The following is a 25,908-nucleotide window of genomic DNA, read 5'->3' as shown; positions in this document are numbered from 1 at the left end:
AAGTCACCACCGATGTGGCCGGGCCGGATGCCGGAATCGGGTTCCGCACTGAAGTCGCAATCGCAATCGAAGTCGAAGCTGTCAATAAAGGTAAGTAGTCCGTATTCAAACAAGACGCTATACAACGGAGCAGAAGGCCATGAAGAGGAAGCAGATTTCGGCGCTCGCCGCCGCGATGTTCACGGGTGCAGGTGTGCTGATCGCCGGCGCCGCGCACGCCGACAATTTCGTCGACCGCGGCAACCCGGACAACGCGCTGACCGGGCAGTGCATCGACGGAACCAACCCGCTGTGCGTTGCAACGAAGAGCGGGAACTACGTGGCGGTGAGTACCGCGAACGTGACGCAGGGCACGAATGCGAAGGCCGGCACCAGCGGCATCGCGATCGGCGACCAGTCGAACGCGAGCAGCAACGGCGGCAGCAGCAGCGGCGGCGCGATTGCGATCGGTGTCGGCTCGCAGGCGCTGGCGAACTCGTCCACCGCGATCGGCACGGTGGCCGTCGCGCAAGGCAACACGGCGCTGGCGATCGGCCGTCAGTCAGCCGCGATCGGCGATTTCTCGATGGCGCTCGGCAACGTCGCGGATGCACACGGCACAAGCTCGATCGCGCTCGGCCACTCGGCGCTGGCCAGCGGCGATCGCTCGATTGCGATCGGCGGCGCGAACCCGACGTCGAGCGATGGCGTGTCGGCCGGCGCGTCGTATGACGCGGCGACGCAGACGCGCGCCGGCGGCACGCAATCGGTGGCGATCGGTGCGGGTGCGCAGACGAACGGCAACAACCAGGTCGCGATCGGGTCGGGGAGCATCGGCGCGAACAATGGCGGCACGCCGGTGTTCGGCGGCACGGCCGCACCGGTCGGCGGCGCGGTATCGTTCGGCGCAACCGGCAGCGAGCGCCAGCTCAAGAACGTCGCGGCCGGCGCGGCCGATACGGACGCCGTCAACGTCCAGCAGCTGAAGAACGTGAACAACACGCTCAGCACGGGCATCGGTAACGTCGACGCGCGCGTGACGTCGGTCGGCAATTCGCTGTCGACCACGATCTCGAACGTCGACCAGCGTGTGACCAACGTCGGCAACAGCCTCAGCACCAGCATCGTCGCGGCCACGCAGAACGTCGTGAAATACACCGACAACACGCATGCGGCGATCGCGCTCGACGGCGCCGGCGGCACCACGATCGGCGGCGTCGCGGCCGGCGTGGCCGATACCGACGCGGTCAACGTCGGCCAGCTGAAGGGCAGCGTCGCGCCGCTGCAGACGTCCATTTCGACGGCGGCCTCGAACATCGCGAACCTGCAGACCAGCGTGACCGGCATCAATACGTCGCTGAGCACGGCCGCCTCGAACATCGGCAACCTGCAGGCGGCCGATACGCGCAACGTGAAATACGACGGCGCAAGCGGCTTCGACTCGGTGACGTTCGCGGGCACGAACGGCACGACGCTGCACAACGTCGCCGACGGCAAGGACGCGCACGACGCGGTCAACGTCGGGCAACTGGGCGGCGGTCTCGCGTCGCTCAGCACGAGCGTGACGAACAACCTCAGCACGACGCTCGGCAACCTGAGCACGTCGATCACCAGCCAGATCGACAACGCGACGAAGAACGCCGTGCAGTACGACAGCGACGCCCACACCGGCGTCACGCTCGGCGGGACGGCGGCAGCGGCGCCGGTCGGCCTGCACAATGTCGCGGACGGGGTTGCCGCGAACGACGCCGTGAACGTGGGCCAGCTCGGCAAGGCGACCGACGCGCTCAACCAGTCGATCACGACCGTCGGCAACCAGGTGACGACGAATACGGGCAACATCGCGGCGCTCCAGCAGGATGCGCTCCAGTGGAACCCGGGCCTCGGCGCCTACGATGCCAGCCACGGCGGCCATGGCCCGCAACGGATCGGCAACGTCGCGGCCGGCACGAACGGCACGGATGCGGTCAACGTCGACCAGCTGACCGCGGCGATTCACGACGGCACGAGCCAGCTCGATGCGCTGGCCGTGAAGTACGACGATGCAAGCAAGCGGCAGGTGTCGCTCGGCGCCGGCAACGGCGGAAGCCCGGTGCACTTGACCAACGTTGCGGAAGGCAATGTGGCGGCCGGCAGTACCGACGCGGTGAACGGCGCGCAGCTGCGCCGCGCGACCGACGGGACGGCGGCCGCGCTCGGCGGTGGCGCAACCGCGAACCCGGACGGCTCGATCAGCGCGCCGTCCTACAAGGTCGGCGGCGGCTCGTTCAACAACGTCGGCGATGCGCTGACGAACCTCGACGGCCGCGTTGGCAGCAACACGACGACGCTCGAGAATCACGAAACGCGCCTCGGCAACGCTGAAACGAACATCGCGGGCAATACGGCCGCGATCGCCGGGCTGCAGCAGGACGCGCTGCAGTTCGACCCGAAGCTCGGCGCGTACAGCGCGGCGCGCGGCGGTGCGCCGACGAAGCTGACGAACGTGGCAGACGGCAACGTCGCAGCGGGCAGCACGGACGCGGTGAACGGCGGCCAGCTGTCGGGCGTGAAAACCGCGCTCGAACAGCAGATCACGAACGTATCGAACCAGGCCGGCGAGGCCGTGAAGAACGTCGTCAAGTACGACGTCGACACGAACGGCAACCGGCTGAATTCGGTGTCGCTGGTCGGGGGTGACGTCAATTCGGCCGTCGTGCTCAAGAACGTCGCCGCGGGCACCAGCGATACCGATGCGGTGAACGTGAAGCAGCTGAAGGACGTGCAGTCGAACCTCAACCAGCTCGGCGCGCTCGCGGTGCAGTACGACGACAGCTCGAAGAGCACGATCACGCTCGGCGGCGCAGGCGGCACGCGCATCACCAACGTGCAGGCCGGCACGCTCGGCGCCACCAGCACGGATGCGGTGAACGGCTCGCAGCTGTACGCGACCAACCAGCAGGTGTCGAAGAACACGACCGACATCTCGAACCTGCAGGGGAGCGTGACCAACATCGCGAACGGCAAGGCCGGCCTCGTGCAGCAGCAGGATCCGAACGGCGCGATCACGGTCGGGAAGGACACGGGCGGCACCAGCGTGAACTTCTCCGGCACGGCGGGCGACCGCGTGCTGACCGGCGTCGCGGCGGGCGTACACGACAACGACGCGGTGAACATGGGCCAGTTCAACACGGCACTGCAGAACGCCGCGGCCACCGACAAGATCCGTGCGGCGGCCACCGATGCGAACACGACCTGGATCGCGCGCGCCGATGCGGGGTCGATCGGGTCGACGGCAACGGCAACCGGCAAGAACGCCGTGGCGGTCGGCCAGGGCTCCGTCGCCGATCGCGACAACTCGTTCTCGGTCGGCGCGAAGGGCAGTGAGCGCCAGGTCACGAACGTCGCGGCCGGGACGGCGCCGACCGACGCGGTGAACGTGCAGCAGCTGAACGACAACCTGTCGGCGGCGTCGACGCAGGCGAAGGGTTACACCGACCAGCGCATCGGGCAGGTGTACAACTCGTTCAACGACCTGAAGAAGGACATGTACGGCGGCGTCGCATCGGCGATGGCGGTGGCCGGCTTGCCGCAGCCGACGGGCGCGGGGCGCTCGATGGTGTCGGCGGCAACGTCGAACTATCACGGCCAGCAGGGCTTCGCGGCGGGGTACTCGTACGTGACGGAGAGCAACCGCTGGGTCGTCAAGGCGTCGGTGACGGGCAACACGCGGTCGGACTTCGGCGCGGTGGTCGGCGCGGGTTACCAGTTCTGACCGGCGCGTTTTAAGTGATGTAACGAACAGCCTGTTTCTCATGCGAGTGACAGGCTGTTTTCCTGTTTGGGCCGGCCAGCGGTTCATGGGCATTCACGACACCGGTCTTGCCCAGGATCCGCCGGCGGCTTTCCGCGCGAATGCCGAGCTTGCTGGCGATGATCGCGTTGCCGGCAACGTGACGACACCGGTTTCTCCGTATCATGTGGCTTCGGATGACGCATTCACACTCTGTGGAGTTGCCCCTTGAATGAAGCCAGCAAAGCAATAGCACGCCGTTTGCACGACGCCCGATTCGCTACGCGGTACTTCGTCGGCGACGGAATCGACGTCGGGGCGGGAGACGATTCGATTGCTCAGTATCAGGAATTTTTCCCTGGCATGCGCTCGGTTCGCGCCTGGGATATGCCCGATGGCGATGCGCAACACCTGGCAGGCGTGCCCGACGAAAGCCTCGATTTCGTGCACTCCTCTCATTGCCTCGAGCACATGCGCGACCCGACGCAGGCACTGCACAACTGGTTCCGGGTTTTGAAACCCGACGGTCATCTCGTCTGCATGGTGCCCGACGAAGATTTATACGAACAGGGCCATTTCCCGTCCACGTTCAATGGCGACCACAAGTGGACGTTTACGTTGTGGAAGGCGCAGTCGTGGAGTTCCCGCTCGATCAACCTGTTCGACTTGCTGCAGGAGCTGGGACCATCGGCGCAGCCTCTCAAGGTCGAGTTGCTTGATGCCACGTTCCGGTTCCGCTTGCCTCGATCGGACCAGACACTGACGCCTGTCGGTGAAGCGGGCATCGAATTCGTGATCCGGAAACGTCCACCGCAGGAAATGGCCGCGCGCGGGCGACTTCCGGAAGCCACCTGATCGGGTTACCCGGCTTGATACGCATCTCGAGCGGGGTCGGCCAGCCCAGCCGGTCGAGCAGCGTTGAGCGCGAGCCGCCGGCAATGCAGGTGATGTCGGGTGCCGGCCGGAAATCGAAGGCCCGAGGTCCGTACGCGGATCTCGGGCCTTCGACGTTTGACGCGGGCGCAGATCGGGCATCTCGCATCAGGTGGGCCCGTCCCGAATGCGAGTAGCGCAATCCACCGCGATCGTCTCCATGCTCCAACCGGCGGCCCCGCACGGGTTTCACGCGCGGTCCGGGGCGCCCTCCAATGCGAGTTGTTGAATGTGAGCCTTCGCTCGTATTCTGAAGTCGTCGGGCGGGACGGCATGGGGCCACCGCCCATCACCGCATGTGAGAGCACGACAATGACCGGAACGACACACACGATGAAGCTCAACCACCTGAGCTTCCCCTCGGCCGATACGCTGGCGACGGCCCGATTCTTCGAGCGCTACCTCGGCTTCACGATCGCGGGAAACTGGGACCAATCCTGGATCCTGAAGCGCCCGGGCTTCGACGTCGTGATCGATCACGTCGGCGACGGCGTACCCGCATGGCCGAGGAATTTCCACGTCGGGTTCGAACTGCCGAGCCTCGAAGCCGTTCGCGCACTGTTCGAGCGCTTCAGGGAAGAGGGCGTTGCGATGGAAACGGACATCTTCAACAACGGGCGCGGTTCGCGATTCTTTTGCCGGGAGCCCGGCGGCGTGATGTTCGAACTGAACACGCGCGCGGATGCCTCGCCGGAATATCAAGGCACGTTCGACGACTGACGCGGGCGTCCGTCACGTCTTGCTCAACGGCCGGCGCGGGCGTGCATGTCGATGAACGCGCGAGTGTGCGATGGCTCGGTGATTTCCGTCCATTGCAGGTGCGCGTATTTCGGATCCTCGCGCAGCTTCGCGAACTTGACGCGGTTTCTGGTGAACGTGCCGTACGACCACAGCAGTACCGAGTCGCGCGAGCAGAACGCCATCCGCAGCGATTCCCGGTTGCCGTGGGAAAGCTCGGTACGCATCAGCCCGCGGCTGATCGTCCGCCAGAGCACACGGGAGAATACGGTCCAGCGTCCGAAGTTGAGCCAGACGACGTGCGTGGCGCGCGACCACAGCACGTCGCGCACGGCGCTGTAGTTCCCGTCGGCGACCCAGCGGTCGCCGGTCGTCGCGGCACGTACGGCTTGCTCGAACTGTTCGGGCGGCACGGCTGTCCAGCCGGGGCCCCAGTAGAGCCGGTCGAGTTCGATGTACGGGCAGCCTGCTGCAGTAGCCAGCGCGCTGGAGAAGGTGGATTTTCCCGCTCCGCTTGTTCCGACGACGATGAAGCGCATGGGTGGACCGTGGTCGATTTTCGAGGCCGCGTATTGTGCCTCATGCACCGAAGCCGCGCGCCGGTCCAGCCCCTACTTGGCGCCACGCGGCGCGCGCCGCGCTTTCCCCGCTCGCGGCGCCGGCGGTGCGCTGTCCGCGTCGTCGGCGTCCGGTGCCACCAGTTCCTCCATCAACGCGAGCGTGCGCAGGCAGAATTCGTTGCCGGCCGCGCGCTCGGCATCGGAGAGATGCGCCATCGCCGGTGCAATCGACGATTCGTTCGCGAGCTTCACGACGGCCTTTTCGACGATGTCGAGCCCCTTTCGCGTCAGGTGCACGATGAATCCGCCGGCATGGCCCGGATCGGGGCGGCGCTCGACCATTCCGAGGCTCGCCAGGCGGTCGATTTTCTTGGTGATCGCACCCGACGTCACGAGCAGCGCACGGTACAGGTCGGTCGGGCGTTTCGCATAAGGTTGCCCGCTGCGGCGCAGCGCGAGCAGCACGCGCATGTCGGAGCCGCTGATGCCGCACATGCGCTGGCACATCTTGTCGAACGACTGCTCGACGAGCGTGCCGATCCGCATGAAGTAAATCGCCAGCAGGAAATTCGACAGGTCGAGATCGCTGTGCTCGTGCTGCCACTGCAGCGTGATCAGTTCGATCAGGCTGTTGCGCGGCAGGCTCGCCTTGGCGGCGGATTCCGTCTGCGCCGGGGCCGCCGGGGCCGCCGGGGCCGTTGCGGTGCCGGCGGTTCGGCGACGGGCGGGCTGCTTCGCGTCTGCGGTGCTCATCTCGATGGCTTCCTTGGAAGGGGTGCGACCGGATCGATCGTAACGGGGCGGTGACTGGTGCCGCTGTCCGCCATTGTACGTAAGTTTCCCGGTCGCACGTCCATGTGCATCGCTACCCGGCCTGCACGGCCGCCCGCAGCATGTCGGCCACCTGCCGCTGGGCGAGCGCGGCGGCGTCGACCTCGCCGCGCATGCCGTAGAACGTGTGCAGCATGCCCGCATAGCGCACGCAGGTCGTCGGCACGCCCGCATCGGCAAGCTTGCGCGCATACGCTTCGCCGTCGTCGCACAGCACGTCGCACTCGGCGGTGATCACGAGGGCCGGCGGCAGGCCCGCGTGGCTCGTTGCATGGAACGGCGACAGCGTCCAGACCGACGGCGACACGCCGTGATCGAGCGCGTACTTGCGAAACGCGTGCGCGACGTCGGCCGTGCGCTGCACGAAGCCTTCCGCATACACCGACCGCGACGCGTGCTGCTGGCGCGCGTCCGTCGCCGGATACACGAGCGCCTGTGCGAGGAGGCGCGGCTGCGCATTCTCTCGGGCGAGCAGGCACACGACGGCGGCGAGATTGCCGCCCGCCGATTCGCCGAATACCGTCAGCCGCGCGGTCGGCAGCCCGTGCTCGTGCCCGTGCTCGGCCGCCCAGCAAGTCGCCGCCCATACGTCTTCGAGCGCGGCGGGGAACGGATGCTCGGGCGCGAGCCGATAGTCGACGCTGATCACGGCCAGCCCCGAGTCGTTGGCCAGGTGCCGGCACACGGCGTCGAAGCTGTCGAGATTGCCCATCCGCCATCCGCCGCCGTGAAAGGCCAGCGTCACGCCGGTCGCGCCGTCGGGATGGTAGATGCGCACCGGGATGCCGCCGCCCGGGCCGGGCACCGCGAGGTCGAACACCTTGGCGATGCGTGGGCCGGCGGCCCGTGCGGCCGTGCGCGCGGCGATGCCGGCGCGCGCGTCGTCGGCGCTCATCTGCGCGAGGCTCGGCCGCGCGGCAGCCGCGTCGGCGAACGCGCGCAGAGACGGATGAATCAGGTCGCGCGGGGAGGGCTGTTTCATCGTGCTCATGGGGTGGGCGTGGCCGACGGGGCAAACGTGATCGCGGGAATCGCGGCCTTCACGCTCAGGCCGCCGTCGACGGTGACGATCTCGCCGGCCATGTGTGCGCTCAGGTCGGACGCGAGGAACAGCAGGTGGCCGGCGATCTCGGCGGGCGTGGCCGCGCGCCCGATCGGGATCGCTTCGCCGACGCGCGCCCAGGTCGCGGCGTCCAGCCGCTGGTTCAGCCGCGGCGTGCGCACGAACCCCGGCGACACCGCGTTGATGCGCACGTTGTACGGCGCATACTCGACACCCGCGCAGCGCACGAGATGGTGCAGCGCGGCCTTCGACGCCGCATACGCGACCTCGCTCGGCACCGCGCGATCGCCCGCGAGCGAGCCGACGAACGCGAACGTGCCGCCGCCGTCGCGCTTCATCATTTCGCCGCCGATCTGCAGCGCGAGGTACGCGTGGCGCACGACGATGTCGAACTGCTGCGCCCATGAGGCGTCGTCGACGGCGGCCAGCGGCTTGATGCCCGCCACGCCGATGATGTCGACCACGCCGTGGATGCGGCCGAATTGCTCGCGCGCCGTGTCGAACACGCGCTGCATGTCGTCGCGAGATGTTGCGTCGGCCGTGCACGGAATACCGTCGACCGCTTCGGCGATGCGGCGCGCGAGCGTCTCGTCGCGGTCGACGCAAAGCACGCGTGCGCCGGCCTGCGCAAGCGCATGAACGGTCTGCTCGCCGATGCCCTGGCCGGCGCCGAGTACGACGAAACCGCGTCCGTCGAGGCGCAGCAGGGACAGGTAATCCGGCGTGTGGCTGGGGGATGGATCGTGGGTCATCAAGGTTCTCCTCAGGCTTCGACGGCTTCGGTGGTATCGCGATGCGCGGGCAGCAGATCCTGCCAGGCCGCATCGTCCGCGAGCGGCCGGTCACATGCGCTCACGCCGCGCAGATCGAGCCCGAGCGCGGGCGGCTGCTCGTTGTTCATCACGCGCCTGACCGCTGCCAGCAGTGCGCGGCGCACGCGCACGACGGCCTGGTCGGCGGGCACCAGATGCTCGCGCGAGCGGTCGTACAGCGGCCCCTGGGACAGCCCGATCGTCGCATCCTCGACTTCGACGCCGCGCAGGCCGGTCCAGTTTTCCTGCATCAGCGCGCGGCTCTGGCCGAACGAATCGGCCCAGCTCGCGTTGAACGTGCAGTTCTTGCGATCGTAGTACTTCGGATCGTCCAGGCCCAGCAGCTCGATGATCTTGTCCTCGGTGACCGGCGAGTCGCCGTGCACGACGATATAGGTGCTCGTGTGCATGTCGTCTTCCGGCACCTCGAGCACGGTGAACAGGAACGCCGGCGCGGGGATGATGCGGCCGTACGGCACGATGAACGGCACGACGCGCGCGTTGCGCACGCCCGGCTCGCCGGTCTTGCGCAGCGCAACATAGTGAAAACCGAATGCCGTGTCCTCGATCTTCAGCGACGGTTCGAGGTCGTTCGACGCGAGCGCGGCCGGATTCACGACGTCCGGATTGCGCGTGAACGAATCGTCCTTCCAGCCCGGCCGCGCCATGTTGGTATGCAGCACGCCGACGTGCGAGCTGTCCTCGCCGCCTTCGACCAGCTGCAGGTAGTTGCACGCGACGTTGATGCGCAGCACGACGCGGTGGTCCGGCGCCGCATCCATGAACGCATAGCGCGAGAACGCGGGTTCCAGCTCCTTCGGGCCGACGTACGCCCACACGATGCCGCCGGCTTCGCGCACCGGGAACGCGGGCGCCTTCATCCGCGCCGCATACTTCGGGTCCGCATGGTTCGGCGTCTCCAGCACGGCGCCGGACACGCTGAACTTCCAGCCGTGATACAGGCAGCGTATGCCGCCTTCCTCGACGCGGCCGAGCGCGAGCGATGCGCCGCGATGCATGCACAGCTCCTCGAGCAGGCCGACCTCGCCGTTCGAATCGCGGAACGCGACGTACTGCTCGCCGAGCAGTCGCACGCGCAGCGGCGCGCCGTCCGGCTCCGGCAGTTGCGCGGACGTGCACACGGGGTGCCAGTAGCGCCGCATCAATGCGCCGCCGGGCGTGCCGGGGCCGACACGGCACAACATCTCGTTATCTTCGTGGCTCAACATGTTGGACTCCTGTTCAAATGGTGGTCATGCATTGCGCTGCGTGCGCGTGCCGGCCGGCGACACGATCCGGTGGTGCGGCACCAGCCGGCGCCAGTCTTCGCCCGGGCCGATCTCGCCGGATACGCCGATCGCGCCGCCCGATTCCGCCCGCAGCGCCGGAATGTCCTGCTGATCGCGCTCGGCACGGGCGCACGCGAGCAACGTGCGGTGAAGGCGGCTGATCGCGAGATCGGCGGTCGACAGCATTTCCTGCGAGCGGTCGCGGATCGCGCCGCTCGAAATGCTGCATGCGGCGTCTTCCTGCGTGATGCCGTCGAATCCGGTGAAGTGGCCGTCGCGCTGGGCCCGGCGATCCTGCCGGTAGCCGTTGACGAACGACATCGCGGCCGGCGAATCGCAGGTGTCGAGCGTCATCCCGTACTTGCGCAGCGTCGGTTCGTCGAGACCGACGAACTTGAGTTGCGCGCTGCGCAGCGGTTCTTCGCCGACCGGTTTCTCCGCATCCCACCACACGTGGAAGAAGTAGCAGCGCTCGTCGTTGATCGGCACCGCCGCGAGCCATACGTCGCCGTTCGCGTTCGCGATGAAGCTCGGCGCGATGAACGACGTGACGCGTGCGATGTGGTTGTCGCCGGCCTGGCGGATCGCGACATAGTGAAAGCCGAAATCCGTCTCGTCCGCCTCGATCGTCGGGGCGGCGTCGAACTGCATGTGCGTGATCTTCCCCGCGTAGTCCAGGTCGGACGCGTTGGTCTGCGCGAGCGCGGAGCTGTGCAGCACCGTCAGGTGCGACGAATCGACGAGACCCTCGATCACCTGCACGAAGTTGCAGTTGACGATCGCGCACACGTTGATGCGGTGGGCATCGGGCTGGTCCATGAACGCACGGTGCGGGAACGGCGGCGCCTTGCCTTCGGGGCCGAGGTACGCCCACATCAGGCCGCCCGCCTCGCGCACCGGATACGTGCGGCCGCGGATGCGGCTCTTGAACTTCGGATCGGGGACGTTCGGCGTTTCGAGCACCGTGCCGTCCACCGCGAATTTCCAGCCGTGATAGATGCAGCGCAGGCCGTCGCCGTCCGCGCGGGCGAGCTGCATCGACGCGCCGCGGTGCAGGCAGCCTTCGTCGTAGAGGCCGGGCCGGCCGTCGCGGTCGCGCCAGACCACGAACCGCTGCCCGAGCAGCTCGATCGTTTCCGGATCGCCGTTCGGCTGCGGAAGGTCCGACGACTGGATCACCGGCAGCCAGAAGCGGCGCATCGCGTTGCCCATCGCGGTGCCCGGGCCCGTGCGGCACATCAGTTCATTGTCCTGCTTGGTCAGCATGTTGAGTTCCTCGTTCCAGTGTTCAGTGGCACGTGCGCGGCGGCATCAGAGATCGAGCACCAGCCGTGCGGTCTTCGCACGCGAGCAGCACGGCATGAAGCTGTCGTTGCGCGCTTTCTCGTCGTCGGTCAGGTACAGGTCGCGGTGATCGGGCTCGCCGGCCAGCACCGCGGTCATGCAGGTGCCGCACACGCCTTGCTCGCACGACAGCGGCAGGTTGAATCCGGCATCCAGCAGCGCATGCGCGGCCGTCTGGTCGGCACCCACCTGGATCACCTCGCCGCTGCTGCGGATTTCGATCTCGAACGGGCCGTCTTCGTCCGACGGCTCGACCGGCGGCCCGGCGAAATATTCGCGGTGCAGATGCGCGTCGTCCCAGCCGAGCGCGCGCGCGGTCTGCAGGACGTGATCCATGAAACCCGTCGGTCCGCACACGTACAGATGCTTGTCGGCCGACGGTGCGCCGATCGAGGCGTGCGCATCGAGATGCTGTCCGTCGGGACCGTCGTCGACATGAACCTGCACGCGGGCGTGCGGATCATCCGTGGACGACAGTTGCTGCACGTGTTCGACGAATGCCATGCGCGACAGCGAGCGGCCGCAGTAGTGCAGATCGAACGGGCGGTGCTCGCGCGCCAGTTGCTGCGCCATGCAGAGGATCGGCGTGATGCCGATGCCGCCCGCGAATAGCAGCGACCGCTCGGGGCCACGGTGCAGCGCGAAGTGATTGCGCGGCGCGCTGATCGACAGCGTGTCGCCCGCGCGGACCTCGTCGTGCAGGCGTGTCGATCCGCCGCGCGATTGCGGATCGCGCAGCACGCCGATGCGGTAGCGCGACCGTTCGGCGGGCAGCTCGTACAGCGAGTACTGGCGCACGAGCCCGCCGGGCAGGTGCACGTCGATATGCGCGCCGGCTTCGAAGTCGGGCAGGCGGTCGTCCGACAGCGGCGTGAGTTCATAACCGACGATGCCGTCGGCGAGCCACGTCTTCGCGGATACGACGACTGGCAGCAGCGCGTTGGACGACGGAGTGTTCTGTTCCATGATGGACGCTCGTATGAGAAGGGACGCGTGCGTCAGGCCGCGACGGGAAGGCGGCGCCGGATGACCACCGGCGACGCGCCCAGTTGTTGCTGGACGAGCCAGCGCGCGAGACCCTGGTCCATGACGCGCACGTGCTCGGGAAACCACCCGGCCAATGCGCGGGCGAATGCACGGACGACTTGCGGCCGGCCTTCGGCCAGCGCGGCGCGCACCTCGCCGGTCGACTGCAGCACGGCCGCGTGCTCGTCGATATGGCAGCCCGCGGAGCCGTAAGCCGTCTCGCGCATCGCGGTGTCCTCGTCGCCGAAATGGCTGTGTGCGTGCGCGGCAAATGCGTCGAGCGCGCGCCCGAGGTCGTCGTCCGGCGTCGTGAGCAGCGCGTTCACGCACGCGACGAATTCGTGATGGGTGTCGTCCATCGGCCCGTGACCGAGCGCGTAGTCGTCGTTCCAGATGAAGCCGGCAGCGCTCGCCGGCGACTGCGCATACCCGTTCCGGGCAGCGGTCCGGTGATCTTCTGACTCTTTCATTTCCATACCTCGTTCCATGAAGCGGATCAGACGAATCATTATCGTCTTCCGTGGAAGATAGATTGGTGTGTGTCAAAAGTCGAGGTAGGGAAAACTATGACTGACCAGGATTCCGCGGTGAACCCCCGTTCAGGCGTCTTCGCGAGCCGGCCTAGGGGTAACTCACGATCCGCCGTGCGGTTGACACGGAAGATGTGTGATTACTATCTTCCATGGAAGAACAGAATCACATGGAGGCATCAAAATGAGTCTGCGGACAAACAGGTTTGGAGAAGGATTGGCACGGTACAAGGCGGTTTGCGCCGGACTGTCGGCGCTCGCGGCATGTGCGTCGGGCGCCGTGCACGCGCAATCGAGCGTCACGTTGTACGGGATCATCGATACGGGCGTCGAATACGTCACGAACGTCGGCCCGCAGAAGCAGAGCGTGGTGAAGGTGCCGCAGCTCACCGGTTCGCTGCCGTCGCGATGGGGCATCCGCGGCAAGGAAGACCTGGGCGGCGGCATGAGCGCCGTCTTCGTGCTGGAATCGGGCTTTTCGCCGGGGCAGGGGACGCTGAACCAGAGCGGCCGCCTGTTCGGCCGGCAGGCGTACGTCGGCCTGTCGGGGCGGTGGGGCACGCTGTCGTTCGGCCGCCAGTATTCGCAGATCTACTGGGCGATACCCGGCGACACGATGGGGCCGAACATCTATGCGGCGGGGCTGCTCGACACGTACCTGGCGCAGGCGCGTCTCGACAACACGATCGTCTACAGCATTACGGCGTCGGGCCTCACCTTCGGCGTCAGCTATTCGCTCGGGCGCGATGCGGTCGCGCCCGCGGCCGCCGGCGGATGCGCGGGCCAGTCGCCGACCGACTACCGCGCGTGCAAGACGATCGCCGCGATGCTGAAGTACGAGTCCGACAGCTGGGGGATCGCCACCGCGATCGACCGGAACAATGGCGGCGGCGGCCCCGGCTCGCCGCTGCCGAGCAGCTCGCAGACCGACACGCGGGCCGTCATCGACGGCTACGTGAAGTTCGGCACCGCGACGATCGGCGGCGGCTTCCTGCACCGTATCGATCACGGCGAGCTCGCACCGGGCGTCGTCGACGCGAACAGCAATTACTGGTGGCTCGGCGCGACCTATCTGCCGGTGCCGAGGATCGTCCTCGACGCGCAGTACGGCCATCTCACCGTGAGCGGGCACGACGCCGGCGCGTCGGTCATCGCGGCGCGTGCGATGTATCTGCTGTCGAAGCGCAGCTCGGTGTACGTGACCGCGGGGCGCATCTTCAATCAGCGCAATTCCGTGCTGACGATCGACGGCGGCACCGCGGGCACGTCGTCATGGCCGGCCGCCGGCGTGGACCAGACCGGCGTGATGCTCGGCATTCGTCATATGTTCTGACGGAACGGCGCACGCGTCGTGACGCGTGTGCCGGTAATCGTTCTGGCGGGCAAGCGCCACGGCGCGCGACACGCACGGAGCGACTTCCATGGATGATTTTAGGCGGATCTTTCGCAGAATACCTGTAGGCCGCCACGCGCAATACAGCGTTGCAGGAGCGGAACATTCGCGCCAAACCCGCGAAATATCAGCGTTCATGCGGTTAAAGACCATCCGCACGATTCAGGCCAATTCCGTCTTGACGTCTTCCATGGAAGATACGATGATGATTTCCAGAAACATCCCGGAGAGAATCTCACGCGCCTGGTGCGGTGAGCCCGTCTCCGCCGAAACTCTGGAGACACGCATGAAGATGCAGACTGCAACGCCCGACCTGGGCGCCGATCCGACGCTGCCGGTCGGCGGACTGTCCTACGTCAGGGGCGCCGGCGATTCCGCGTTGAGCGAACTGACGGTCGCGGCACTGCTGGCGGACACCGTGAAGCGCCACGGCGAACGTCCCGCCGTCGTCTTCCGCGAGCAGGGCGTGCGCTGGACCTGGCAGGCATTCGCGGCGGAGGTCGATGCGATGGCGGCCGGCCTGCATGCGATGGGCCTGCGCCAGGGCGACCGTATCGGCATCTGGTCGCCCAACCGGTTCGAGTGGACCGTGACCCAGTTCGCGACGGCCCGGCTCGGCCTGATCCTCGTCAACGTCAATCCCGCGTATCGGCTCGCGGAGCTGGAGTATGCGCTGAACAAGGTCGGCTGCAAGGCGATCGTCGCGCCCGAATCGTTCAAGACGTCCCGTTACCTGGACATGCTGCGGACGCTGGCGCCGGAGCTGCCGCACTGCGAACCCGGTGCACTGGAAGCGGCGAGGCTCCCCGCGCTGCGCTGGGTGATTCGCATGGAGGACATCCCCACGCCGGGCATGCTGACGTACCGGCAGGTGCTCGCGCGCGGCGCACATGTTTCGACGGACGAACTCGACGCGATCGCCGCGACGCTCGACGCGAACGACCCGATCAACATCCAGTTCACGAGCGGCACCACCGGCGCGCCGAAGGGCGCCACGCTGACGCACCGGAACATCGTCAACAATGCGCGGTTCGTCGCCGCAGCCATGAACCTGGGCGAAGCCGACCGGCTGTGCGTGCCCGTGCCGCTGTATCACTGCTTCGGCATGGTGATGTCGGTGCTCGCGTGCACGGCAAGCGGCGCATGCATGGTCTTTCCCGGCGAGGCGTTCGACGCGGCAGCCACGATGGCGGCCGTGAGCGACGAGCGTTGCACCGCGCTGCACGGCGTCCCGACGATGTTCATCGCGCAGCTCGATCACCCGGACTTCGCGCGGCACGACTTCTCCAGCCTGCGCACCGGCATCATGGCCGGCGCGCCGTGCCCGATCGAGGTGATGAAGCGGGTCGTCGCGAACATGCACATGACGGAGGTCACCATCGCCTACGGCATGACGGAAACCAGCCCGGTGTCGTTCCAGAGCGCGACGGACGATCCGCTCGACAAGCGGGTCTCGACGGTCGGGCACGTCCAGCCGCATCTGGAATGCAAGGTCGTCGACATGAACGGGAACGTCGTGCCCGTCGGCGAGACGGGCGAGCTGTGCACGCGCGGCTACTCGGTCATGCTCGGCTATTGGGACGACGACGCGCGCACGCGGGAATCGATCCGCGACGGCTGGATGTATACCGGCGACCTCGCGACGATCGACGCCGACGGCTACTGCAACATCGTCGGGCGCGTGAAGGACATGCTCATTCGCGGCGGCGAGAACGTCTACCCGCGCGAGATCGAGGAGTTCCTCTTTCGCCATCCGAAGGTGCAGACCGTGCAGGTATTCGGCGTTCCCGATCAGAAGTACGGCGAGGAAATCTGCGCGTGGATCGTGCTCAAGCCCGGCCAGGATGCGTCCGAGGACGAGATCCGCGCGTTCTGCCGCGACCAGATCGCGCACTTCAAGATTCCGCGTTACATCCGCTTCGTCGACGACATGCCGATGACCGTGACCGGCAAGGCGCAGAAGTTCGCGATGCGCGAAAGCATGATCCGCGAACTCGACCTGCACGCAGGCAGCCCGACCTGAACCCCCGCACCCATCCCGTCAAGGAGACACCCATGACATCCGTCCGTTTCGAGCGTCACGGTTCCGTTGGCCACATCGTGCTCGACAATCCGCCGCTCAACCTGATCGCCAACGCGTTTTCCGAACACCTGAGCGACGCGATTCACGCGGCCAGCGAATCGGATATCCGCGTGCTGCTCATTCGCGCGGCGGGCCCGAACTTCAGCCAGGGCGGCGATATCCTCGATTTCATCGACAAGGAATTCAACGCGTGGCGCACCTTCATCAGCGACATGCATCACGCATACCGCAAGATCGAGGCGCTGCAGATTCCGACCGTATGCGCGGTGCGCGGCCGGGCGTGGGGCGGGGCGTTCGAGCTGGCGCTCGCGTGCGATCTGGTCATCGCGGCCGACAACGCATCGTTCCGCTGCATCGAGCCGTCGGTCGGCACGATACCCGTCTGCGGCGCGGTTCAGCGGATCGCAGAGCGGGCAGGGCCGGCGCGTGCGGCGCGCTACGTGATGTTGAGCGAGGTGATGTCGGGGGCGACGGCCGGCGATCTGGGTATCGCCGCCTTCGTGGTGCCGGAAGACGAGGTCGAGCAAGCGGCGCTGGATCTGGCGGCGCGGCTCTCGAATGGCCCGACACGCTCGTATGCGGCGATCCGCGCACTGCTGAAAGCCTGGTCGGCGGGCGGCGTGCCGGGCGCCGACCAGGTCGTGCTCGATCTCGGGATGCCGCTGCACAACACCGAGGATGCGCGACGCGGACGGACCGCGCGCGTCGACGCGATGCGGGAAGGTGTGGAACCGGAACCGGTCGTCTTCTACGGGCGCTGAGGCGGCGCTGCAACCGCGCGCGCGGATGCGTGACGGTCGTGCGAACGATTGTCCGTGCCGTCCACACGATCGTGAAAGCGCTGGAACGCACCGAGCAGCCGCGCGCGCAGCGCGGCCAGCGACGGGTCGCGCCGATCGCGCGGCCGCGCGATATCGACGTGGATCTCGTCGTCGATGCGCCCCGGATTCGGCGCGAGCATCAGCACGCGATCGCCGAGATACAGTGCCTCGTCGAGATCGTGCGTGACGACGATCGCGGCCATCCGGTGCCGGTGGACGACGTCGAGCAGCAGCGTCTGCAAGCGCATCCGCGTGATCGCGTCGACCGCGCTGAACGGCTCGTCGAGCAGCAGCAGATCCGGCTCGCCGAACAGCCCGCGCGCGATCGCGGCGCGCTGGGCCATCCCGCCCGACAACGTGGCCGGCAGTTGCCGCGCGACGCCGGCCAGGCCGACTTCGTCGAGCAGGCGCGTGACACTCGGCTCGCGACCGCCGCGCGGGCCGGCCGCGAAACCGACGTTGTCCGCGATCGACCGCCACGGCAGCAGCCGCGGCTCCTGAAAGATCACGCCGACGCGCGCGGACGGCCCGTCGAGCGCGATGCCGTCGAGCTTCACGCTGCCGCGGAAGTGCGCGTCGAGACCGGCAACGATCCGCAGCAGCGTGCTTTTCCCGCAGCCGCTCGGACCGACTATGCTGACGATCTCGCCGCGCGCCACTTGCAACGCGATGTCGGCGAGGATCGTGCGATCCCCGTATTGCTTGCGGGCAATCCGCAGGTCGAGCAGCGGCGTATCGGTATCCGCCGTCGTGCGCGCAGAAGCCACCGTACTCATTTCGATCCCTCGCGCGATGCGCCGTCGAATGCGTCGCGCCAGCCGAGCCAGCGCGACTCGATGCGCCGCATCGCGCCGTCGGTCAGCTTGCCGAGCAACGCGAGCAGCAGGATCGCACCGAACACGAGATCGGGGCGCCCGGTTTCCCGGCCGTCGCTCAACAGGAAGCCGAGGCCGCGCGTCGCCGCGATCAATTCCGCAGCCACCATGAACATCCACGCAAGACTGAGGCCGGTACGCAGGCCGGTGACGATCTGCGGCAGCGCGGCCGGCAGCAGGATGCGGCGGAACAGCGCGAGCGGGCCGAGCCGGTACACCGCGCCGAGCTCGACGAGCTTGCGGTCGACGTCGCGGATGCCGGCGACCACCGCGAGGTGAACCGGGAAGAATGCGCCGATCGCGATCAGCGTGATCTTCGGCGCTTCGTCGATACCGAGCCACAGCAACAGCACGGGCACCCATGCGAGCGACGGAATCGCGCGCAGCGCCTGGAAGGTCGGCTCGAGCAGCGCGTCGATCCGGCGGCTCAGGCCCATCGCCGCGCCGACGACGAGCGCGAGCCCGGCGCCGGCCGCAAAGCCGGCCGCGACCCGCAGCGTACTCGCGCCGACATGGCGCGCGACCCGCGTGACGCCCATCCGCGCGAGCGTATCGAGGATCTCGCTCGGCGCCGGGACGAGATGATCGGGCAGCCAGCCGCGCCGCACGACGTACTCCAGCAGCACGAGCGCGGCGAACGGCAGCGCGAGGCCCGCGATGCGCCACGCGCGAAGCGGGTCGCGGTGGCTCGCACGGGGCGGCGCGGTGCGATTCGTTGCGAGCGCGTCGCCGCGTGCGGCGGTATCCGTCATGGCGGCAACCTCAGTGCGATGCGGCGACGATCGGGCGCGCGAACGACGGATCGATCAACGTATCGACGATCTTCGCGGGATCGACACCCGGTTTGGTCAGTTGCTCGGCCGTCAGCACCGGTGCGGCAGCCTTCAGCGCCGCGCGCTGGGTGTCGCCCGGCACCGGGTCGCTGAAGTCGTTGCGCTGCAGCTGCAGTTTCGCGACCGGCAGCGACACCTTCGATTCGTCGGCGACGATCTGCGCGGTGTCGGCCGGATGCGCGATGATCCACTGGCGCGCGCGGTCGTAGACCTTCAGCACGCGCGCGACCGCCTGCGGATACTGGCCGGCGAATGCGTCGCGGACGTTCAGAAATCCGTACGTATTGAACGCGACGTTGCGGTACAGGAGGCGAGCGCCGTCGTCGAGCTGCGCCGCGGCCATGTGCGGATCGAGCCCGGCCCAGGCATCCACCTGACCGTTCGCGAGGGCCGTGCGGCCGTCCGGATGCTGCAGGTTGACGATCTCGACGTCGTCACGCGTCAGGCCGGCCGTGTGCAGCGCACGCAGGGTGAACAGGAACGGATCGGTGCCGCGCGTCGCGGCGATTTTCTTGCCCTTCAGGTCGGCGAGCGTGCGGATCGGCGAATCCTTGCGCACCACGAGCGCCGTCCACTCCGGGCGGGAGAACACGTAGACCGCGTGGATCGGGTTGCCGTTCGCGCGTGCGAGCACCGACGCGAGCCCGGCCGCCGAGCCGAAATCGACCGCGCCACTGTTCAGGTACTCGAGCGCGCGATTGCTGCCGAGGCTCAGCACCCAGCGAATCGACGTACGGTCTGCCTTGAACTCGTCGTCGAGCCAGCCGAAGTGGCGGATCACGAGACTCTCGGGCGAGTAGTACGCATAGTCGACGCGGATTTCGGCGGGTGTCGCCGCGTGCGCCTGCATCGATGCGAGGCCGGCAAGCGCGGCGACGACGAGGGCCGCGGATTGCCACGCGCGGGACCAGAACAGCTTCATCGGGGAATCTCCGGAAGAGCGGCAACGCGCCGCGAACAGGCAGGTGATCGACTAATGTAACGAAGCGCCCGCGATCCGATAACGAAGAAATCCGCGATTGAACATGCGCGCTGCTGCTAAGCGAGCCGGCCGGGCAACTTTATGACGCAGGCCGATTAATTAATCGCTTTATATCGCTTGGGATACCCGGATCGGGGGAACAGAATGCCCGCTGCCGGAACGCAATGACGGGCGTCGGTCGACGAGCCCGCGTTCCGTTGAAGCCCCGCCGATCGCGAATGCACAAGCCCGGTTCCCGGCTTCACGCCGACATCGCCGTGCATTCCGCCCAACACCAAGGAATGCGATGAGTTCGATCGATCTAAGCCCCGCCACACCCGTTTCTTCCCCCATCCGCTCGGCAAGCGACGTCGCACGCCTGATCAATACGGTCGACAGTTCGGTCAGCCATGCGCGGATGATCGTGCTGCTGGCGCTCGGCGGCGTGTTTCTCGACGCATACGACCTGACGACGCTGTCCTACGGCATCGACGACGTCGCGCGCGAGTTCGGCCTGACGCCCGCGCTGACCGGGCTGGTCGGTTCGGCGATCATGATCGGCACGATCTTCGGCAGCCTGATCGGCGGCTGGCTGACCGACCGGATCGGCCGCTACCAGGTGTTCATGGCCGACATGCTGTTCTTCGTGGTCGCGGCGATCGCGGCCGGGCTGGCGCCGAACGTCTGGGTGCTGATCGGCGCACGCTTCGTGATGGGGCTCGGCGTCGGCATCGACCTGCCCGTCGCGATGGCGTTTCTCGCGGAATTCTCGAAGTTCAACGGGCGCGGCAACAAGGCGTCGCGGCTCGCTGCGTGGTGCCCGATGTGGTACGTCGCGTCGTCGGCCTGCTTCCTGCTGATCTTCGGCCTGTATTTCCTGCTGCCGGCCGAGCATGCGGGGTGGCTGTGGCGCGCGTCGCTGATCTTCGGCGCGGTGCCCGCGCTCGTCATCATCCTGTTCCGGAACCGGTTCATGAACGAATCGCCGCTGTGGGCCGCGAACCAGGGCGACCTGGCCAATGCCGCGCGCATCCTGCGCGAGTCGTACGGCATTCACGCGCACGAAGCCGAGGATGCGCGACCCGAGCCGAACCCGCCGCCCGTGCGGATTCGCGTGCTGTTCCAGCGCCCGTATCTCGGGCGCACGATCGTCGCCAGCGTGATGAACCTGTGCATCCCGTTCGAGTACACGGCGATCGCGTTCTTCCTGCCGTCGATCCTGTCGCAGTTTCTCGGCGCGGGCGTGTTCGAGACGATCGCGGCCTCGCTCGCGCTGAACGTGCTGTTCGCGTTCACCGGCGGTTTGCTGGGCATGCGCCTCGCGTATCGCTATCCGTCGCGCCATGTCGCGATCGCGGGCTTCGCGCTGCAAACGGTGGCGCTGGTCGCGCTTGCGCTGGCGGGGCATCCGCACGGCGCGCTCGCGGTGGGCGTCGTGCTGCTGATGCTCGGCACCTGGCTGTTCGCCGAAGGCTTCGGGCCCGGTGCGCAGATGATGATCTATCCGACGCTGTCCTATCCGGCCGCTATCCGCGGTACCGGCGTGGGCTTCGGGCGTTCGCTGTGCGGCATCGGCCAGGCGCTTGCGCTGTTCGTGCTGCCGATCCTGCAGGCCCGTCTCGGCACGGACATGTTCTGGGTCGTCGCGATCAGTGCGGTCACGCCGATCGTGTTTCTGCTGATCGTGCGCCATGAGCCGACAGCACGCGACATCGACGACGAAAGCGTCGCGTGAACGCGCGCGGGGGCGTCAGCGCTCCCTGGAAAACGCAAACGGCTTCGTCGAACCGCACGAAGCCGTTTGTGCTGAAGCAGGTCGACCCGCGCGAGGGCGGATCGGCCTCCACGTCTCGCTACGCGCTGACCGCCTCCCGCTCGGCTTCGCGCTTGACCTGCTCGATATCGCGAAACTGCGCGGCCGGATGCTCGTCCGGCAGCCGCGCCGTGCCGCCGAACAGCTTCTCGCGCAGCGTGCCCGGCGCATACGCGCTCGGGTACACACCGCGCCGCTGCAATTCCGGAACGAGGTGACGCACGACATCCTCGAAGGTCTCATGCGCGACCGCGTACGCGAGATTGAAGCCGTCGACGTCGGTCGCCGCCACCCATTCCTGCAGGATGTCCGCGACAGTTTCGGGCGATCCGACGAACACCGGACCGAGTCCGCCGATGCCGCCCCAGGTGGCCAGCGCCTCGATCGTCCACGCGGTGTCGCCGCCTGACAGGTGCTCGACGGCCGACACGATCGCATTCGTTTCGACGCGCCGGACGGGATCGGCCGGCGCATATTGGCCGAAGTCGATGCCGGTCCAGCCCGACATGAACACCAGCGAGCCGTCGTACGACACGTAGCGGCGGTACTCGTCGAACTTCGCCTGCGCCTTCTCGTCGGTTTCGTCGACGATTACCGTGACGAGGTTGTAGATCAGCACCTTGGCCGGATCGCGTCCCGCGGCCGCCGCCTGCGCGCGCACATCGGCCACGTAGCGCGCGAGCTGTTCGCGGGTCGGCGCGGCGACGAACACGCATTCCGCGTGCTGCGCGGCGAACGCCTTGCCCGGGCCGGACGCGCCGGCCTGGAACAGCACCGGCGTGCGCTGCGGCGACGGTTCGCACAGGTGGTAGCCGGGCACGTCGAAGAAGCGGCCCTTGTGGCCGATCTCGTGCACCTTCTCGGGATGCGTGAACACGCGGCCGTCGCGATCGCGCACCACGGCGCCATCCTCCCAGCTGCCCTCGAACAGCTTGTACAGCACCTCGACGTATTCGGCCGCGACCGCATAACGGTCGTCGTGCGTGCGCAGGCCGTGATCGCCGACGTTCTTCGCGCCGCTCTCCAGGTACGACGTGACGATGTTCCACGCGAGCCGGCCCTTCGTGTGATGATCGGCCGTCGACAGCCGGCGCGCGAACGTGTACGGATGCTCGAACGTCGTCGACGCGGTAATGCCGATGCCGAGATGCTCGGTCGCCATCGCGATCGGCGCGGCGAGCTGCAGCGGGTCGTTGACCGGGATCTGCGCGGCCTGGTGCAGCGCGTGATAGTTGCTGCCCTTGTAGACGTCGTAATAGCCGATCACGTCCGCGATGAAGATCGCGTCGAAGATCCCGCGTTCGAGCACGCGGGCGAGGTCGGTCCAGTAGTCGAGATCCTTGTATTGCCACGAGCGGTCGCGCGGATGCGCCCACAGGCCCGGCGACTGGTGGCCGACGCAGTTCATCTCGAACGCGTTGAAGCGGATCGTCTTGCTCATCGTGCGGCTCCCGTTTCCGCGCTGGCGCCCGCGCCGTTGCCGACACGCCAGACGAACGGCGGCGTACGGCCGTTGATGACCCAGTCGCCGACGATCCGCGCCTTGTAGACGAGCGGATTGTGCGACGACACCGTGCGCGCGTTGCGCCAGTGCCGGTCGAGCGCGGTCGTGGTGCGCGTCGCGGACGCGCCGAGCGCGTCGAACAGGCGCGTCGCCGCGCGCAGCACGAGTTCGGACACGACGAGCTGGCTCTGCGCGGATTCGATCTCCGCGGCGACGTTCGCCGCGTGCTCGGCCGCTTCGTCGCCGCCGAAGCGTGCTTCATAGGCCTGCTGAAGCGGCTGCGCGGCGCGCAGCGCGAGTGCGTCGGCTGCGTACGCCCATGAAGCGATCTCGCCGATCACCTGCTGCAGCTGCGCGTCGTCGCCCGCCCGCGCCGCGTTGCCGTGGCTGTACACGCGCGTGCGGTTGCGCACGAGCTCACCGGCGTCGCGCACGATCGCATGACCGATGCCGGCCAGCGTCGCGACGTGGAACAGTTGATAGAACGCGGTCTGGTACTTGAAGCGGCGCGCGAAGTCGATCACGTTGTCGGCGTCGACGCTCGCATCCTCGAAGCGCGTCGTGCCGCTGCCGGTCGTCGTCTGGCCGAAGCCGTCCCAGTCATCCTCGCGAATCACGCCGGGCTGTGCCGTCGCGACGGCCACGATCACGTCGCTGCCGTCGTGCGCGCGCTGTGCGAACACGTCGATCCAGTCGGCGAACAGGCTGCCCGTGCTGTAGAACTTCCGGCCGTTCAGCACGAGCCGGCCGTTCTGCTCCGATACCTTCGTGATGGTCTGGCCGAGCGGCACGTCGCCGGCCTCCGACCACGCATTGCCGACGAGCTGGCCGCTCGCGAAGCGGTCGAACCAGGTCGTGCGCTGCGGGCCGGGCGGTGCGTTCAGCCAGTCCTCGACGAACGCGAAATGTCCGCGTAACGCCTGCGGCAGATTGGAATCGGCGGCGGCCAGCTCGGTCAGCAGTCGGAACAACTGCGGCAGCGATGCACCGGCGCCGCCGGCACTGGCCGGCAGCCGCACCGCGCCGAAGCCCGCCGATTTCAGCCAGCCGATTGCCTCGTGCGGCAGTTCGCGGCGGCGTTCGCGTTCGGCGGTGCCGGCGGCGATGCGCTCGAAGATCGGCCGGAACCGGCTCGCGAGCGTGTCGTAGTCGGTACCGGTGGAAAGGTCGGGGGCTGCGTGCGACGAAGTCATGCGGTGTTCCTCGAAGAGCGGGGCCGATTGCGCCGGGAGGCCAGTATAGGAAGCGCGCGGCGAGCGTTCCAATAACGGATTCGCAGATCGTTATCGTCGATGCGTATTACCGCGACAGGCCTGGACTGCGCCGACGTTGCGACGTCGATTACGACGTGGAAGCACGACGTCGCGCGTGCGGATCGCCTGGTCGTTTGTTATCCAAAGGAATATCGTTCCGAGAATCGCTCGTTTTTACGGCTTGCGCTGCGCTGCTAGATTGAATGCTTTCGTCATTCGACAGGAGGGTCCGATGTCAGACACGAGCGCCACGATTCAGGAGCGGCCGGTTGAAGCACAACCGCACGTAGCCCGTGTGATTGCCGACGACGCGCAGGCGATCGAGGCCGCGCACGCGCTTGCACAACGGCTCGCGGAAGGGGCAGCCGAGCGCGATCGCACCCGCCGCCTGCCGCGCGACGAAATCGAATGGTTCTCGCAGTCGGGGCTGTGGGCGATCACGGTGCCGAAGGCATACGGCGGCGCAGGCGTGTCGCATGTCACGCTGACCGAAGTCATCAAGATCGTCGCGGCGGCCGATCCGTCGCTCGGGCAGTTGCCGCAGAATCATTTCGGGCTGGTCGACGTGATTACGCTGACCGGCACCGACGCGCAGAAGCGATATTTCTTCTCGGAAATTCTGAGCGGCAAGCGCTTCGGCAACGGGTTCTCGGAGAAAGGCACGAAGCACGTGCTCGACCTGAAGACGCGCGTGCGCAGCGACGGCGAAGACTACGTCGTCGACGGCACGAAGTTCTACTCGACCGGTGCGCTGTTCGCCCATTACGTCCCGGTGCTCGGCCTCGACGACGCGCATCAGGCGTGGCTCGCGTACGTGCCGCGATCGACGCCGGGGCTGACCGTGGTCGACGACTGGTCGGGTTTCGGACAACGCACGACCGCGAGCGGCACGGTCGTGCTGGACGCGGTGCGCGTCCCCGCGTCGCACGTGCTGCCCGCGCAGCGCGTGTCGGACGTGCCGACGCTCAACGGCCCGCTGTCGCAAATCATTCAGGCCGCGATCGACGCGGGCATCGCGAAGGCGGCCATTGACGATACGCTGGCGTTCGTGCGGACCCGCACGCGGCCGTGGGTCGACAGCGGCGTCGAGCGGGCAGCCGACGATCCGCTGACGATTCGCGAGATCGGCCACCTGCACATCCAGCTGCACGCGGCCGAGGCATTGCTCGAACGTGCGGCGCGCACGCTCGACGAAATCGCGGCACGCGGTGAAGTGACCGAAGACGACGTCGCGCGCGCATCGGTCGCGGTCGGCGAAGCGAAGGTATTGACGACCGAGGTCGCGCTGCTCGCGGGCGAGAAGCTGTTCGAGCTGGCCGGCACGCAGTCGACGCTCGCCGAGCACAACCTCGACCGGCATTGGCGCAACGCGCGCACGCATACGCTGCACGATCCGGTGCGCTGGAAATATCACCTGGTCGGCAACTACTACCTGAACGGCGTGCGTCCGGCACGCCATGCGTGGAACTGAAGCGCCCCGCGGGTCGACCGGCCG

At 67.5% G+C, this 25,908-nt stretch carries 21 protein-coding genes; 8 read left to right on the top strand and 13 right to left on the bottom strand.

Annotation, left to right across the window (positions count from 1 at the left end):
• The first annotated feature begins 139 nt into the window (after positions 1-139).
• The 3 genes from HWX87_RS06860 (at position 140) to HWX87_RS06850 (ending at position 5,404) form a co-directional block, all read left to right on the top strand.
• Entirely contained in the window at positions 140-3,733 is a 3,594-nt protein-coding gene (locus HWX87_RS06860) for a YadA-like family protein (protein WP_176046422.1), read from the top strand.
• Between the two features lie 246 nt (positions 3,734-3,979).
• Positions 3,980-4,606, top strand: a complete 627-nt coding sequence (locus HWX87_RS06855; RefSeq protein ID WP_176046421.1) for a class I SAM-dependent methyltransferase — start codon at positions 3,980-3,982, stop codon at positions 4,604-4,606.
• Between the two features lie 390 nt (positions 4,607-4,996).
• Positions 4,997-5,404 carry a VOC family protein gene (locus HWX87_RS06850; RefSeq protein ID WP_176046420.1) on the top strand — a complete coding sequence of 136 codons (408 nt, stop codon included), beginning with the start codon at positions 4,997-4,999 and terminating at the stop codon, positions 5,402-5,404.
• A gap of 23 nt (positions 5,405-5,427) precedes the next feature.
• On the opposite strand, the gene HWX87_RS06845 is transcribed toward HWX87_RS06850, so the two are convergent.
• The 8 genes from HWX87_RS06845 to HWX87_RS06810 form a co-directional block, all read right to left on the bottom strand.
• The gene (locus tag HWX87_RS06845; RefSeq protein ID WP_176046419.1) at positions 5,428-5,961 is read right to left on the bottom strand and encodes a toxin; all 534 of its coding nucleotides are present in this window, start codon (positions 5,959-5,961) and stop codon (positions 5,428-5,430) included.
• Between the two features lie 72 nt (positions 5,962-6,033).
• Entirely contained in the window at positions 6,034-6,735 is a 702-nt protein-coding gene (locus HWX87_RS06840; RefSeq protein WP_244137614.1) for a MarR family transcriptional regulator, read from the bottom strand.
• A 112-nt stretch (positions 6,736-6,847) separates the two neighbouring features.
• Entirely contained in the window at positions 6,848-7,795 is a 948-nt protein-coding gene (locus HWX87_RS06835; protein WP_176046418.1) for an alpha/beta hydrolase, read from the bottom strand.
• A 5-nt stretch (positions 7,796-7,800) separates the two neighbouring features.
• Positions 7,801-8,628: an SDR family oxidoreductase gene (locus HWX87_RS06830; RefSeq protein ID WP_176046417.1), complete on the bottom strand. Its 828-nt coding sequence runs from the start codon at positions 8,626-8,628 to the stop codon at positions 7,801-7,803.
• An 11-nt stretch (positions 8,629-8,639) separates the two neighbouring features.
• A complete protein-coding gene (locus HWX87_RS06825) occupies positions 8,640-9,917 on the bottom strand; it encodes a Rieske 2Fe-2S domain-containing protein (RefSeq protein ID WP_176046416.1) in 1,278 nt (425 codons plus the stop codon).
• A 24-nt stretch (positions 9,918-9,941) separates the two neighbouring features.
• A complete protein-coding gene (locus tag HWX87_RS06820; protein WP_176046415.1) occupies positions 9,942-11,243 on the bottom strand; it encodes a Rieske 2Fe-2S domain-containing protein in 1,302 nt (433 codons plus the stop codon).
• A 45-nt stretch (positions 11,244-11,288) separates the two neighbouring features.
• Positions 11,289-12,287 (bottom strand): PDR/VanB family oxidoreductase, encoded by a 999-nt coding sequence (locus tag HWX87_RS06815; protein WP_176046414.1) that lies wholly within the window; start codon positions 12,285-12,287, stop codon positions 11,289-11,291.
• Positions 12,288-12,319: 32 nt separating this feature from the next.
• On the bottom strand, positions 12,320-12,817 hold the full coding sequence (locus HWX87_RS06810) for a hemerythrin domain-containing protein (protein WP_176046413.1): 498 nt from the start codon (positions 12,815-12,817) through the stop codon (positions 12,320-12,322).
• Positions 12,818-13,094: 277 nt separating this feature from the next.
• Here HWX87_RS06810 and HWX87_RS06805 point away from each other — a divergent pair, with 277 nt between their 5' ends.
• The 3 genes from HWX87_RS06805 (at position 13,095) to HWX87_RS06795 (ending at position 17,114) form a co-directional block, all read left to right on the top strand.
• Positions 13,095-14,210, top strand: coding sequence for a porin (locus HWX87_RS06805; protein WP_244137613.1), 1,116 nt, complete (start codon positions 13,095-13,097; stop codon positions 14,208-14,210).
• Positions 14,211-14,562: 352 nt separating this feature from the next.
• Positions 14,563-16,293 (top strand): AMP-binding protein, encoded by a 1,731-nt coding sequence (locus HWX87_RS06800; RefSeq protein WP_176046769.1) that lies wholly within the window; start codon positions 14,563-14,565, stop codon positions 16,291-16,293.
• A gap of 32 nt (positions 16,294-16,325) precedes the next feature.
• Positions 16,326-17,114 (top strand): enoyl-CoA hydratase/isomerase family protein, encoded by a 789-nt coding sequence (locus HWX87_RS06795; RefSeq protein WP_176046411.1) that lies wholly within the window; start codon positions 16,326-16,328, stop codon positions 17,112-17,114.
• Here the strand turns inward: HWX87_RS06795 and HWX87_RS06790 are convergent.
• The 3 genes from HWX87_RS06790 to HWX87_RS06780 are packed head-to-tail and all read right to left on the bottom strand — an operon-like array spanning position 17,102 to position 19,804.
• Positions 17,102-17,950, bottom strand: a complete 849-nt coding sequence (locus HWX87_RS06790; RefSeq protein WP_244137612.1) for an ABC transporter ATP-binding protein — start codon at positions 17,948-17,950, stop codon at positions 17,102-17,104. The two genes, HWX87_RS06795 and HWX87_RS06790, sit on opposite strands and share 13 nt — an antisense overlap.
• Positions 17,947-18,801 carry an ABC transporter permease gene (locus HWX87_RS06785; protein WP_176046410.1) on the bottom strand — a complete coding sequence of 285 codons (855 nt, stop codon included), beginning with the start codon at positions 18,799-18,801 and terminating at the stop codon, positions 17,947-17,949. Before HWX87_RS06785 ends, HWX87_RS06790 begins: the two co-directional genes overlap by 4 nt.
• A gap of 10 nt (positions 18,802-18,811) precedes the next feature.
• Positions 18,812-19,804, bottom strand: a complete 993-nt coding sequence (locus HWX87_RS06780; RefSeq protein ID WP_176046409.1) for an aliphatic sulfonate ABC transporter substrate-binding protein — start codon at positions 19,802-19,804, stop codon at positions 18,812-18,814.
• A gap of 346 nt (positions 19,805-20,150) precedes the next feature.
• Between HWX87_RS06780 and HWX87_RS06775 the strand changes: the two genes are divergently transcribed.
• Positions 20,151-21,578 carry an MFS transporter gene (locus tag HWX87_RS06775; protein WP_176046408.1) on the top strand — a complete coding sequence of 476 codons (1,428 nt, stop codon included), beginning with the start codon at positions 20,151-20,153 and terminating at the stop codon, positions 21,576-21,578.
• Positions 21,579-21,696: 118 nt separating this feature from the next.
• Here HWX87_RS06775 and HWX87_RS06770 read toward each other — a convergent pair whose 3' ends face one another.
• Entirely contained in the window at positions 21,697-23,097 is a 1,401-nt protein-coding gene (locus HWX87_RS06770; protein ID WP_176046407.1) for an LLM class flavin-dependent oxidoreductase, read from the bottom strand.
• Complete coding sequence (locus HWX87_RS06765) at positions 23,094-24,353, bottom strand: acyl-CoA dehydrogenase family protein (RefSeq protein WP_176046406.1); 1,260 nt, start codon at positions 24,351-24,353, stop codon at positions 23,094-23,096. Before HWX87_RS06765 ends, HWX87_RS06770 begins: the two co-directional genes overlap by 4 nt.
• Before the next feature lie 292 nt (positions 24,354-24,645).
• Here HWX87_RS06765 and HWX87_RS06760 point away from each other — a divergent pair, with 292 nt between their 5' ends.
• Positions 24,646-25,884 (top strand): SfnB family sulfur acquisition oxidoreductase, encoded by a 1,239-nt coding sequence (locus HWX87_RS06760; protein ID WP_176046405.1) that lies wholly within the window; start codon positions 24,646-24,648, stop codon positions 25,882-25,884.
• Positions 25,885-25,908 lie beyond the last annotated feature (24 nt).

The organism is Burkholderia sp. BCC1644, assembly GCF_902833225.1.
Taxonomy (GTDB): Bacteria; Pseudomonadota; Gammaproteobacteria; order Burkholderiales; family Burkholderiaceae; genus Burkholderia.
Note: the sequence above shows the minus strand (reverse complement) of the source record. Positions and strands in the feature narration are given on the sequence as shown.

Bases quoted from the DNA above. Each gene is read 5' to 3' on its own strand.
- HWX87_RS06825 (WP_176046416.1), bottom strand. From the start codon at position 9,917: ATGTTGAGCCACGAAGATAACGAGATGTTGTGCCGTGTCGGCCCCGGC.
- HWX87_RS06785 (WP_176046410.1), bottom strand. From the start codon at position 18,801: ATGACGGATACCGCCGCACGCGGCGACGCGCTCGCAACGAATCGCACC.
- HWX87_RS06790 (WP_244137612.1), bottom strand. From the start codon at position 17,950: ATGAGTACGGTGGCTTCTGCGCGCACGACGGCGGATACCGATACGCCG.
- HWX87_RS06770 (WP_176046407.1), bottom strand. From the start codon at position 23,097: ATGAGCAAGACGATCCGCTTCAACGCGTTCGAGATGAACTGCGTCGGC.
- HWX87_RS06815 (WP_176046414.1), bottom strand. From the start codon at position 12,287: ATGGAACAGAACACTCCGTCGTCCAACGCGCTGCTGCCAGTCGTCGTA.
- HWX87_RS06765 (WP_176046406.1), bottom strand. From the start codon at position 24,353: ATGACTTCGTCGCACGCAGCCCCCGACCTTTCCACCGGTACCGACTAC.
- HWX87_RS06820 (WP_176046415.1), bottom strand. From the start codon at position 11,243: ATGCTGACCAAGCAGGACAATGAACTGATGTGCCGCACGGGCCCGGGC.
- HWX87_RS06760 (WP_176046405.1), top strand. From the start codon at position 24,646: ATGTCAGACACGAGCGCCACGATTCAGGAGCGGCCGGTTGAAGCACAA.
- HWX87_RS06810 (WP_176046413.1), bottom strand. From the start codon at position 12,817: ATGAAAGAGTCAGAAGATCACCGGACCGCTGCCCGGAACGGGTATGCG.
- HWX87_RS06780 (WP_176046409.1), bottom strand. From the start codon at position 19,804: ATGAAGCTGTTCTGGTCCCGCGCGTGGCAATCCGCGGCCCTCGTCGTC.
- HWX87_RS06795 (WP_176046411.1), top strand. From the start codon at position 16,326: ATGACATCCGTCCGTTTCGAGCGTCACGGTTCCGTTGGCCACATCGTG.
- HWX87_RS06850 (WP_176046420.1), top strand. From the start codon at position 4,997: ATGACCGGAACGACACACACGATGAAGCTCAACCACCTGAGCTTCCCC.
- HWX87_RS06845 (WP_176046419.1), bottom strand. From the start codon at position 5,961: ATGCGCTTCATCGTCGTCGGAACAAGCGGAGCGGGAAAATCCACCTTC.
- HWX87_RS06860 (WP_176046422.1), top strand. From the start codon at position 140: ATGAAGAGGAAGCAGATTTCGGCGCTCGCCGCCGCGATGTTCACGGGT.
- HWX87_RS06840 (WP_244137614.1), bottom strand. From the start codon at position 6,735: ATGAGCACCGCAGACGCGAAGCAGCCCGCCCGTCGCCGAACCGCCGGC.
- HWX87_RS06800 (WP_176046769.1), top strand. From the start codon at position 14,563: ATGCAGACTGCAACGCCCGACCTGGGCGCCGATCCGACGCTGCCGGTC.
- HWX87_RS06835 (WP_176046418.1), bottom strand. From the start codon at position 7,795: ATGAAACAGCCCTCCCCGCGCGACCTGATTCATCCGTCTCTGCGCGCG.
- HWX87_RS06775 (WP_176046408.1), top strand. From the start codon at position 20,151: ATGAGTTCGATCGATCTAAGCCCCGCCACACCCGTTTCTTCCCCCATC.
- HWX87_RS06830 (WP_176046417.1), bottom strand. From the start codon at position 8,628: ATGACCCACGATCCATCCCCCAGCCACACGCCGGATTACCTGTCCCTG.